This window comes from Mycobacterium sp. IS-1590, assembly GCF_001500025.1.
Taxonomy (GTDB): domain Bacteria; phylum Actinomycetota; class Actinomycetes; order Mycobacteriales; family Mycobacteriaceae; genus Mycobacterium.
The window spans coordinates 423,383-434,820 of the sequence record NZ_LQIW01000023.1; the positions used below are offsets into that span (position 1 = coordinate 423,383).

Annotated in this window: 9 protein-coding genes; 6 read left to right on the plus strand and 3 right to left on the minus strand. The window is 68.9% G+C overall.

Annotation, left to right across the window (positions count from 1 at the left end; translation table 11 throughout):
• Window positions 1-11: 11 nt before the first annotated feature.
• Entirely contained in the window at window positions 12-2,375 is a 2,364-nt protein-coding gene (locus AU197_RS16800; protein ID WP_064403784.1) for a xanthine dehydrogenase family protein molybdopterin-binding subunit, read from the minus strand.
• 74 nt (window positions 2,376-2,449) lie between these two features.
• The gene (locus tag AU197_RS16805; protein ID WP_064403785.1) at window positions 2,450-3,571 is read right to left on the minus strand and encodes an XdhC family protein; all 1,122 of its coding nucleotides are present in this window, start codon (window positions 3,569-3,571) and stop codon (window positions 2,450-2,452) included.
• A 106-nt stretch (window positions 3,572-3,677) separates the two neighbouring features.
• Between AU197_RS16805 and AU197_RS16810 the strand changes: the two genes are divergently transcribed.
• A complete protein-coding gene (locus tag AU197_RS16810; protein ID WP_231744965.1) occupies window positions 3,678-4,577 on the plus strand; it encodes an alpha/beta fold hydrolase in 900 nt (299 codons plus the stop codon).
• 4 nt (window positions 4,578-4,581) lie between these two features.
• A complete protein-coding gene (locus AU197_RS16815; RefSeq protein ID WP_064403786.1) occupies window positions 4,582-6,045 on the plus strand; it encodes a WS/DGAT/MGAT family O-acyltransferase in 1,464 nt (487 codons plus the stop codon).
• Here AU197_RS16815 and AU197_RS16820 read toward each other — a convergent pair.
• Window positions 6,002-7,237 (minus strand): cytochrome P450, encoded by a 1,236-nt coding sequence (locus AU197_RS16820; protein ID WP_064403787.1) that lies wholly within the window; start codon window positions 7,235-7,237, stop codon window positions 6,002-6,004. The genes AU197_RS16815 and AU197_RS16820 overlap by 44 nt on opposite strands.
• Window positions 7,238-7,331: 94 nt before the next feature.
• Between AU197_RS16820 and AU197_RS16825 the strand changes: the two genes are divergently transcribed.
• The 4 genes from AU197_RS16825 to AU197_RS16840 all read left to right on the plus strand — a co-directional run.
• Complete coding sequence (locus AU197_RS16825) at window positions 7,332-7,997, plus strand: M15 family metallopeptidase (RefSeq protein WP_064403788.1); 666 nt, start codon at window positions 7,332-7,334, stop codon at window positions 7,995-7,997.
• 208 nt (window positions 7,998-8,205) lie between these two features.
• Complete coding sequence (locus tag AU197_RS16830) at window positions 8,206-9,507, plus strand: spinster family MFS transporter (protein WP_064403789.1); 1,302 nt, start codon at window positions 8,206-8,208, stop codon at window positions 9,505-9,507.
• 9 nt (window positions 9,508-9,516) lie between these two features.
• Window positions 9,517-10,530, plus strand: a complete 1,014-nt coding sequence (locus AU197_RS16835; RefSeq protein WP_156434445.1) for an MDR family NADP-dependent oxidoreductase — start codon at window positions 9,517-9,519, stop codon at window positions 10,528-10,530.
• Window positions 10,531-10,627: 97 nt separating this feature from the next.
• On the plus strand, window positions 10,628-11,438 hold an 811-nt coding region (locus AU197_RS16840; RefSeq protein WP_082696717.1), incomplete at its 3' end, for a cutinase family protein.

Below are 11,438 nucleotides of genomic sequence, written 5' to 3' on the forward strand. Positions count from 1 at the left end.
GGCTGTGTTCCTTACTTCTTGGCGTTCTCGATCGCCTCGACGATCGCGGCGGGGCTGGCGGGTAGGCGGGTCAGGGTCACGCCGAGAGGTGCCAGGGCATCGTTGATCGCGTTGATGACGGCGGGAGTCGAACCGATCGCGCCGCCCTCGCCGACACCTTTGTATCCGCCGACACCGGGTCCGGGGATCTCCACGTGGCCGTACTCGATCGCGGGCACCTCGGTGGCCGTCGGCAGCAGGTAGTCGACGAAGGTGCTCGACAGCGGGTTGCCGTCGTCGTCGTAGGCCATGTCTTCGAGCAGCGCACCACCGATGCCCTGCACGGTGCCGCCGGCGATCTGACCCTCGACGACGTTGGGGTTGATCATCGGGCCGACGTCCTCGCTGACGATGTAGCGGGTGAGGGTGACCCGCCCGGTCTCGATGTCGACCTCACACGTGCAGGCGTGGGTGGCGTTGGCCCAGTGGATCATCGCCTCGGGTGGTGAGGCGAACCGCGCGGTCGCCTCCAGTGACGACGAGACACCGGCCGGCAACTGCTGGGGTTCGTAGTAGGCGCGGTAGGCCAGATCGGCGAAACTCACGCCCTTGTCCGGGTTTCCGCTCGCCACGGCCCGCGAGCCGGTCAGCTCCACCTCGGCCTCGTCGACCTCCAGGCGCGGCGCGGCCATCGCGATGATCTGCTTGCGCAGCAACGCGCCCGCCTCGGCGACCGCGCCCGCGGTCATCGGACCGCTTCGGCTGCCCTGCGTGCCCGCGCCGTACGGGGTGACCGCGGTGTCGCCCTGGATCGTCGACACGTCGGCGATGTCGGCGCCCAGCGCGTCGGCGGTCAACTGCACGACCGTGGTCTCGAGGCTGTTGCCGGTCGACCCGCCGTTGACGTAGACGTTGATCTTCCCGGTGGGCTCCATCCGGATGGTGCAGCCCTCGGTGCCGAGGTGTCCGGTCGCGGCGCCGGTCGGTTCGATGTAGGCCGAAAAGCCCAGCCCGATGTAGCGGCCCTCGGCCAGCGCATCGGCCTGTTCCTTGCGGAAGCCCTCGTGGTCGAGGATCTTGACGGCCTGCTCGAAGGTGTCGGCGGGAGCGACGTGGTCGTAGGGCATGCCGTTGGGATTGAAGTAGGGCATCTCGTCGCCGCGCAGGATGTTGCGCCGCCGCAGTTCGACGGGATCCATGTCCAGCTTGCGGGCGGCGATGTCGAAAAGCACTTCGCGGGCCAGCGTTTCGTACTGCCAGGGACCGCGATACGCGTGCAGGCCCGCGGTGTTGGAGAACACGGTCTTGTAGTTGAAGCTGGCCTTCGGCACCCGGTACGGGCCGGGGAAGAACATGCCGACGGCGGCGGTGGTCAGCACTGGGTACGGGGTGGGGTAGGCGCCGATGTCGTAGGCGAAGTCGATGTCGACGGCGAGGATGGTGCCGTCCTCGTCGAGGGCCATCCGTGCGGTGCCGTCGACGTGGCGGGCCTGACCCGCCGACATCAGGTTCTCGCGGCGGTCCTCGATCCACTTCAGCGTGGCCGAACTCAATGGCGCGTTCAACGTCGCCGGCACCTTGCGCGCGGCCAGCATGATGCACATGTCCTCGCGCATCGGCACGACCTTCTGGCCGAAGCCACCGCCGGTGTCGCGCATGATGACCCGCACGTTGTGCGCCGGAATGCCGAGCAATCGCGCGCAGAAAGCCCGCAACTCGTGGGGCGTCTGGGTCGACGCCCACAGGGTCAGTTCCTCGGTCGCCGGCGTCCACTCGATGACCATGCCGCGGCACTCGATCGGCACCGGCGCGTGGATCTGCTGGTAGACGTTCGCCGACGCGACGCAGGCGGCGTTGGCGAACGTCTCCTCGTCGGGCGGTGCTCCGCCCATGCCGCCCGCGACGTTGTCGGGGTACGCCTCGTGCACGACCACCGACGATCCGACGGCCTTCGTGAAGTCGGCGACCGCGGGTAGTGGTTCGTAGTCGACGTCGACGACATCGACCGCGTCCTCGGCGAGGTAGCGACTGTCGGCCACGACGAGTGCGACCGGATCGCCGACGAACTTCACCTCACCCTCGGCCAGCGGTGGGCGCGGCGTGTCCGGGATGTCCTTGCCGGCCACCGCGTGCCAGGACTCTTTGACGTCGGGATTGAGGTCGTCGGCGGTGAACACCGCGTGCACACCCGGCATGGCCAGCGCGGCCGACGCGTCGATGCCGTTGATCTTCGCCCTGGCGAAGGGGCTGCGCACGAAGCACGCGTGCAGCATTCCCGGCCGGACGACGTCGTCGACGAAAGTGCCGCGGCCGGTGAGAAGCCGGCTGTCCTCGACGCGCGCGACCCGGGTCCCTGCGTATCGGGTCGCGACCTTCTCCGCTGAAGCAGAAGTCACCGGTTCACCCTTCTCCTCGCCGTGTAAAGAGTGACGTTATCGCATTCGAGAACGACATTTCCATATGCGTTGTCTCATCCCTCGTGGTGGATGCGTCCTTCCGTGTCGCTCAGCGGTCTGCCCCCGCCTCCCCACCTGCGCGCGATGATCTCCGCCGCGATCGACACCGCTGTCTCCTCGGGTGTGCGCGCCCCGAGGTCGAGGCCGATCGGGCTGGCCAGCCGGGTCAGTTCGGCGTCGGTGAGGCCGCATTCGCGCAACCGGCGCATCCGGTCGTCGTGCGTGCGGCGCGATCCCATCACCCCGATGTAGCCGACCTCGGGCAGGCGCATCGCGACCTCGAGCACGGGGACGTCGAACTTGGGATCGTGGGTCAGCACGCAGATGGCGGTGCGGGCGTCGATCGCGCCCTGTTCGGCCTGTTCGGCGAGGTAGCGGTCGGGCCACATCACCACCACCTCGTCGGCGCCGGGAAAGCGGGCGGGTGTGGCGAACACGGGGCGCGCGTCGCACACGGTGACGTGATATCCGAGCAGGGCGCCCTGTTGTGCGAGCGCGGCGGCGAAGTCGATCGCCCCGAAGATCAGCATCCTCGGCGGCGGAGCATGGCTGGCGATGAACACCTCCATGCCCGTCTCCTGGCGCTGGCCGTCGGGGCCGTACGACAGCACGCCCGTGCGGCCCACGGCGAGCAGGCCGCGCGCGTCGTCGGTGACGGCGGCATCGAGGCGCGCTGAGCCCAGCGATCCGTCGACCGAATCCGCGCCGATGACCAGGCGCCGGCCGATCCGGTCGGCGTCGGGGTGGGCGATGACGGTGGCCACGGCGGTGGGCCGGTGTGCGGCGATGTCGTCGGCGATCGCCTGCAACTGCGGGAAGGTGCTCCGCGAGACCGGCTCGGCGAAGATGTCGATGATGCCGCCACACGTCAGCCCCACCGCGAAGGCGTCGTCGTCGCTGATGCCGTAGCGCTGCAACTCCGGGCGTCCCGAGGCGACGACCTCGTTGACCAGTTCGTAGACCGCGGCCTCGACGCATCCGCCGGAAACCGAGCCGGCGACCGAGCCGTCGGGGCTGACCACCATGGTGGCGCCGGGCTGGCGCGGCGCCGAGCGGATCGTGCGCACGACGGTGGCCACACCGGCGGCGCCGCCGGACCGCCACACGGTCAGCAACTCGTCGAGCACCTCGCGCACGCTCGCAGTCTAAGCCCGAGGCGCTGTGCGAGTGCTCAGCGGGAAGCGGCGCGAACGCCAGACGGCGGTCGTGTTCGGCTCTATCGTTCGGGGTATCGCTTGGAATATGCCCAGACCACCGTCCATTCCGCGGCTGCCGTCGTTGCCCGCGTTGGCCTCGGCCGCCAACGTCCCGGACGGCCGGATGGTGGAGCTACCCGGCCGCGGTACGACGTACGTCGTCGACTCGGGGCCCTGCGACGGACCCGTGTTCATGTTGTTGCATTCGCTCGCGTGCACGGGCGTCATGACGTGGTACCCCGCGCTGGATGCGCTGCGGGAATTCGGCCGCGTGATCGTCTTCGACCAACGCGGTCACGGTCAGGGCATCACGGCGCCCCGATTTCTGCTCGAGGACTGCGCCGACGACGTCGCCGCCCTGGCCGACGCTCTTGGTGTCCGGACGTTCCTGCCGGTCGGGTATTCGATGGGATCGCTTGTGGCCCAGTTGGTTTGGAAGCGCCACCCGGCGCGAGTCGACGGGCTGGTGTTGTGTGCCGCAACGGCGGCGGTCAATAGGGCCGGCTACGAGCGGATAGCGACCGGCGTGTTCGCCGCGCTGCTCGATTCGCTCAGCCCGCCTGCCAGGCGGCTCGCCCCCGCGGCGATGGTGGGTCCCGGCGCGTTGCAGAACCACCAGTGGCTGCTCAACCAGGTGCGCAGTACATCGCCCGGTGCGATCACCCGGGCCGTGGCAGAAGTCATCCGCTTCGACTCGACGACATGGATCCACGAGGTCGACGTCCCCACAGCGGTGGTGGTGACCACACGCGACCGCGCCTTCGGGGTGCAACGGCAGCGCTGGCTGGCGAGTCGGATACCCGGCGCCGAAACCGTCGACGTGGACGCTGGTCACGCCGGATGCACATTCGCCTCCGACAAGTTCGTCGAAGCGCTGCTGACCGCAGCCGAGTCGGTCATCAGACGCCTCCCGCCGATCGGTCGGTACCAGAGCGCCGAAGGTTGACGACGTGAAGCGCCTCAGCGGCTGGGACTCATTGCTGCTGTCCAGCGAAACACCGAACGTGCATCAGCACACGCTCAAGATCGCCGTTGTCGACACATCGCGATTCGAGGGCGAGCCGACGTTCGACGCGTTCCTCGACACTTTTCGCGAGCGCCTACCTGACCTCGAGCCCTTCCGGTACGAACTCGTCGACGTTCCACTTCACCTGCATCGGCCGGTGTGGCGGCAAGGCGCGGCCATCGACTTCGGCTATCACGTCCGAAAAGTGATGGTCCCGGAACCGCGCGGGCGTGCGGGACTCGACGCGCTGATCGGTCAGATCGCGAGCACACCCCTCGATCGCAGCCGACCACTGTGGGAGCTGTACTACGCCGAGGGTCTCGCCGAAAACCGCGTCGCCGTGATCGGCAAGGTGCACCACGCGTTGGCCGACGGTGTCGCGTCGGCGAACCTGATGGCCCGCGCGATGGAATGGCCAGGCACCGGCGGCAGCGAGTCCCGTTCGGCAGGCGACTCCGAATCACTTTCGGCCCCAGCCCTGCTCGTATTCGCGGTACGGGACCACCTCAGCCAACTCGCGAGCCTGCCCGGCGTCGTCAAAGAGGTCGCTGTGGGCGCCTACCGACTTCAGCGGCGAGCGCGTCAGCGCCGTCGCCATCCCGAGCTCGCCGAACGGTTCAAACCGCCCCCCACCTTTTTGAACCGCAAGCTCTCAGCGGGTCGCGCGTTCGCGACCGCCACCCTGTCGCTCGACGAGGTCAAGGCGACGAGCAGGCATCTCGAAGCCACCGTCAACGACGTGGTGCTCACCATCGCCGCCGGCGGGCTGCGCACCTTGCTCATCGAGCGGCAGGGCGCCGCCGACGCCGCGCTGATCGCCTCGGTTCCCGCCGCGACCGACACCTCGCCAGATCGCATCACCGGCAACGAGTTGAGCACCATGCTGGTGTCTCTGCCGGTGCAGATCGCCGACCCGTGCGAACGGCTCCGCCTGATCCGGATGGCCGCGCGGATGGCCAAAGAGGACAACGAGACACTCGGCCCCGCCACCGTGGGCAAGGGGTTGCGGTACGTACCGCCCGCGGCCGCTCGCGCCACGTTCCGTTGGATGTCGCGACGCGAGGCGCCGAACCAGCTGTTCAACCTGATCGTGTCGAACGTGCCGGGTCCCCGCGAGCGCGGCCGGATCGCCGGTGCGGTCGTCACCGAGATCTACTCGGTCGGCCCGCTGGCCGCCGGTGCGGCGATGAACATGACGGTGTGGAGCTACGTCGACCAGCTCAACATCTCGGTGCTGTGCGACGACCTGGCGTTCGACGACGTCCACACCGCGACGGACGCGTTCATCGCCGCCTTCACCGAACTCCGCCGCGCAGCCGGCCTCGGCCAGACCACCACCGAGGTGGCCGGCGCTCTGCCGCAGGTCAGCGCGCGTCGAACTCGATCGGAAGCGTCGCAGGGCCGGTGATGCCGACCAGCGGCTTCCAGGTCGCGGGTCCGGCACGCCGCAGATTCCGCATGCGGCTGCTCATGACGACCAGCGCCTCGGCCAGTTCACGACGGGCCAGGTTCGCGCCGAGGCAGTAGTGCGCCCCCGCGCCGAAGGACTGCATCGGCGCGGCGCCCTGCCGAGTGATGTCCAGTCGGTCGGGTTCGTCGTAGGCGGCCGGATCCCGGTTGGCGCCGGCCGTGTTCAACAGGACGAACGTGCCCGCGGGAAGGGTCACGCCGCCGCACTCGACGTCCTCGATCGTCATCCGCATCGCCCCGAACACCACCGGATAGAACCGCATCAGTTCCTCGACGGCGTTCATCGCGAGCTCGGGCCGTTGCGCCAACAGCTCCCACTGATCGGGGTGGTCGCACAGCACGTCGACAGCGGCGGCGAGCTGGTTACGGGTGGTGTCGGTGCCTGCCATCAGGATGCCCGCCGCGAGCATCCGCAGTTCCTCGATGCTCAACCGGTCGCCGTCGTCCTCGGCGCGGATCAACTCCGAGATCAGGTCGTCGGTGAGCGTCGTGCGGCGCTCGGCGACCATCCCGTCGACGTAGTCGTCGAGTTCGGCCCAGGCCTGCAGGATCGCCGGCGCGTGTTCGGCCGCGTTCCACTGGAACAGTTTGAAGAAGTCATCGGCCCACTCGGAGAACAATTTCCAGTCCTCGCGCGGGGCGCCGAGCAGTTCGGCGATGACGGGAACCGGATACGGACGTGCGATGTCCTCCACCACCTCACACCGCCCGACGGCCACCAACGGGTCCACCAGGCCGGTGATGATGCCGGTGATCGTCGTCTCCAGCCGCCCCACCGAGCGTGGCGTGAACGCCTTGCACACCAGGCGCCGAAGCCGCGAGTGGGTTTCACCGTTGACGCTGAGCAGCGTCGTGACCGCGCGGTCCCACAGCGGGCCGGAGGTGATGCCCTGCGCCTCCAACCCGAGTCCCGGCGGCACGCACATGCGGTGGTCGCGCAGGGCCGCCCGGACCGTGTCGTAGCTCAACAACTCGGGTCCGTGAGCACCCATCGCGACCGGTCCGGCAGCGCGCGCCTCGGCGATCCGCCGGTGTGCTTCGTAGGCGTCGGGCGCGTCCTCATACGAGACGGTCGGCAGGCCGGCCTCGAACACCGTCGGGCTCTGCCGGTCGTTGATGGTGACGCTCATGGTGACCTCCTTGGCGCGACGACACTTCGATGCTCGGTTGCGCCGGGGAGGCCGACTAGCGTAGGCGACTACTCCACTCCGGAAGCGAGACGATATGCGTAGTGCGTGGGCGGGACCGGCGGCGGTGGCCTTGGCGCTGGCGTGGCCGACGATCGGCGTCGCCGCCGCGACACCGGATGAACCCGTGCCACCGCTGACGGATGCGGCCCGGGCGGCCGGACTCGTCGATGTCCGCACCGTCGTGCCCGACGCGGTGATCGACCTGCGCTACGCGACGACGGACAACTTCGTCGGCGAGCAGCTGTATCCCGCCGATGCGCGGTGCCTTGTCGACGAGTCGATGGCACCCGGCCTGGCGGCGGCCGCCGACGCGTTGCGCCCGGGCGGCGAGGTGCTGGTGTTCTGGGATTGCTACCGGCCCCACGACGTGCAGGTGCGAATGTTCGAGGCGGTCTCCGACCCCGGGTGGGTGGCCCGGCCCGGCCCCTACGCCAGCAGCCACGAAGCGGCGTTGTCGGTCGACGTGACCCTGGCTCGTGACGGTGCCCTCGTCGACATGGGCACCGGCTTCGACGAGTTCACTTCGCGCGCCAACGCGTACGCCACCGACGGGGTCAGCGCGGCGGCTCAGACCAACCGGAAACGGTTGCGGGACGCGATGGCCGAAGGCGGTCTCACCGTTTACGCCGGCGAGTGGTGGCACTTCGACGCGCCCGGCGCGGACCGGCAACACCCGATACTCGACGTCCCCGTGAACTAGCCGCCGGCCAGGCCAGTCAGGCGGCCGCCGGGTCGGCGGTCATGGCTTGGCAGTAGGAGCACAGGTTCGGCCCGAGTGTCGGGTAACCACATCCGCCGCAGATCGCGACCGCGGTGACTTCATCGGCTTCGGGCATGCCGGTTATTTACCCCCTTGAAATCCAATTAATCCCGGGCCCGCGCCGAAGTTCTGGAAAGCTGCCCACGACATGGTTACTGCACAGCTCGCTGCGGTCAGCGGCACCCACAACGCGCGGCGAGCCTGGGTTGCGGTTGCGCTGCTCGCGGTCGTCGGGACGCTGAACTACGCGGACCGGTTCCTGCCCGCGGTCCTGGCCGAACCGATCAGGGCAGAACTGGACCTGTCCGATACCGCACTCGGCGTGATCAACGGGTTCGGCTTCCTGGCCGTCTACGCCGTGCTCGGCCTGCTGATCGCCCGGATCGCCGACCGTGGGGCGTTCGGGCTGGTGGTGTCGACGTGCCTGACGCTCTGGGGCGCGATGACGATGGTCGGCGGCGCGGTGCAGTCGGGTCTTCAACTGGCGCTCACCCGCGTGGGCGTGGCGATCGGTGAGGCCGGCAGCACACCGGCGGCACACGCCTACGTCGCGCGTAACTTCGCACCGGAGCGTCGCGCGGCGCCGCTGGCGGTGATCACGCTGGCCATCCCACTCGCCAGCGCGGCCAGCCTGATCGGCGGCGGCCTGCTGGCGCAAACCCTGGGCTGGCGAATGGCTTTCGTGGTGATGGGGGCGATCAGCGTGGCGTTCGCGCCGTTGGTCCTCATCGCGCTCGGGCGCAGGCAGTCGATGCCGGCCACCCCCCAAGTCGACGCCGACGTCCCTGCCAAGGCCTGGGATCTGCTGCGCAAGGGCAGCTTCGTGGGCGTCGTCGTCGGCGCGTCGTGCATCTCGGTGGCCGGCTACTCGTTGACGGCCTTCGCGCCTGCTTACCTGGTGCGCACCCGCGGTATGGAGTTGGGCGAGGTCGGAGTGCAGTACGGCATCGCCAGCGGGCTGACCGGCATCCTCGGACTTCTGGTCGTCGGCCGCGTCGCGGACCGGTTGTCGGCCTCCGATCCGCGGTGGCTGTTGTGGTTGGTGGCCGCGATGGCCGCTGCGATGCTGCCGTTCTCGGCGCTGGCGTTCACGGTGGGTGACCGGACGCTGTGCATATGGTTCATCTCGCTGAGCTATGTCGTCGGCACGGCGTACATGGCGCCGTCCATCGCGGCCATCCAGCGGCTCGCCCGGCCCGAACAGCGCGCGACGGCGTCGGCGATCTTCCTGTTCTTCGGCGCCATCGTCGGGTCGGCGGGCCCATTCCTCACCGGTGTTATCAGCGATGCCCTGAAGGACGACCTGGGTGCGATGTCGCTGGGGCGGGCGCTGCTGATCGTGCCGGCCTTCCAAGTGGTCGCGATCGTCTGTTACCTCCTGGCGAGTCGGAGGTTCGCCGGCGAGATCGTCGAGTCGACAGTCGCCCACCGCGCCGCGCACATTGGGTAGGTTCGCCTGGTGGCCCAGCTGATGAACCGCCAGATCGTGTTGCGCCGCAGACCCGTCGGGCTGGTCGCGCCCGGCGACACCGAGTTGGTCACCGCGCCGGCACCCGAGCCCGCCGACGGCGAAGCGTTGGTGCGCACGACTTACATCGGCATCGACGCGGCGGCCCGCACCTGGTTGAACGACCAGCCGGGCTACCTGCCTCCGGTGCAACTCGGCGAGGTCATTCGCGCGGCGGGCATCGGTGAGGTCGTGGCGTCGCGCTGCGATGCCTACGCCGTCGGCGACATCGTGACGACGCTGACGGGTTTCCAGGAGTACGTCATCAGCCGCGACGACATCTTCACCACGCCGGTGCCCGGCCCCGACGTCGACCAACTCGCGGTGATGTCGGTGTACGGCCCGACCGGTGCGACGGCCTATTTCGGAATGGTCGGCATCGGCAGGCCGCAGCCGGGGGAGACGGTGGTGGTGTCGGCGGCTGCGGGGGCGACCGGTTCGGTCGCGGGCCAGATCGCCAAGATCGCCGGAGCCCGCGTGGTGGGCATCGCGGGCGGACCGGAGAAGTGCCGGGCCGTCGTGGAGGATTTCGGATTCGACGCGTGCATCGACTATCGCGAAGGCAACGTGCCCGCGGAGTTGAAGAAACACTGCCCCAAGGGCGTCGACGTGTACTTCGACAACGTCGGCGGGCCGATCCTGGACGCGGTGCTCGGCCGCCTGGCGCACAAGGCGCGGGTGGTGTTGTGCGGTGTCATCTCGAGCTACCTGACCGGCGAACATCCCGGCCCGGCCAACTACGTCAACCTGTTGTCGAAGACGGCGCTGATGCAGGGCTTCAACGCGCTCGACGAATGGGGGCGATTCGAGGAGGCGTTCGGTCCGCTTCGCCAGTGGGCGGACGAGGGGCGCCTGGTGCATCGCCAGACGATCTTCGAGGGCATCGAGTCCTGCGTCGACGCCATGAACGGCTTGTTCACCGGTGCCAACATCGGCAAGATGTTGGTCAAGATCAGTGAGGCGTGAGGCGAGAAAATTCCCTCGTGAAACGGTTGGTTGGTCGCGAATCAAAGCGGGTATGACGAACGTCGCAATCGGTCGACTCACATATAGGAGTGGTGGCATGGGTGCTCGACGAATCGCTCGGATGCTGGGTCTGGTGGTGCCGTTCGCGGCGCTGCTCGCCGGACCGATTCCGGTCGCGGCCGCTCAACCACCCCCACCTCCGCCCGCGGCGCCCGCATGTCCGGACGTTCAGGTGGTGTTCGCGCGGGGAACCGGCGAGCCGATCGGTGTCGGCGGGGTCGGGCAGGCGTTCGTCGACCAGCTACGCGCCCAGGCCGGCCCCCGCTCCATCGACGTCTATCCGGTCAACTACCTGGCCAGTGGCGACTTCGGAAACCGCATCCAGTTCGCGCGCACGGTCGTCGACGGGATCCGCGATGCCGGACAGAAGGTCGAGTCGACGGCTGCGGCGTGCCCGGAGACGGAGATCGTGCTCGGCGGGTTCTCGCAGGGCGCCGCGGTGGCCGGATACGTGACCTCCGCGGAGATCCCCGAGGAGATTCCCGCCGAGTACCGTGAGTTCATCCCCGAGCCGATGTCCGAGGAAGTCGGCGACCACGTGGCCGCCGTCGTGTTGTTCGGCCGGCCCTCGGATCAGTTCCTGACCGACGCCGGCGCGCCCGCGATCGTCATCGGACCGTCGTATCAGGACAAGACGCTGAGCCTGTGCGCCGAGGGCGACACGATCTGCAACGGCGCTCCGATCGGTCTTCCGAGCTTCGCGCACAACTCCTACATGGTGAACGGGATGGCCGCCGAGGGTGCGGCCTACGCGGTCGCACGTCTCGAACCGGCGCCGGCCCCGCCGCCTCCGCCCGCTGGTGGGTATCGTTGCTGCCCGCGGCGTGGAGCTACATGCTGGCGTTGCG

Excerpts from the sequence above, each read along its gene's own strand:
- AU197_RS16810 (WP_231744965.1), top strand. The coding sequence starts at position 3,678 with ATGCCCAGACCACCGTCCATTCCGCGGCTGCCGTCGTTGCCCGCGTTG.
- AU197_RS16820 (WP_064403787.1), bottom strand. The coding sequence starts at position 7,237 with ATGAGCGTCACCATCAACGACCGGCAGAGCCCGACGGTGTTCGAGGCC.
- AU197_RS16825 (WP_064403788.1), top strand. The coding sequence starts at position 7,332 with ATGCGTAGTGCGTGGGCGGGACCGGCGGCGGTGGCCTTGGCGCTGGCG.
- AU197_RS16830 (WP_064403789.1), top strand. The coding sequence starts at position 8,206 with ATGGTTACTGCACAGCTCGCTGCGGTCAGCGGCACCCACAACGCGCGG.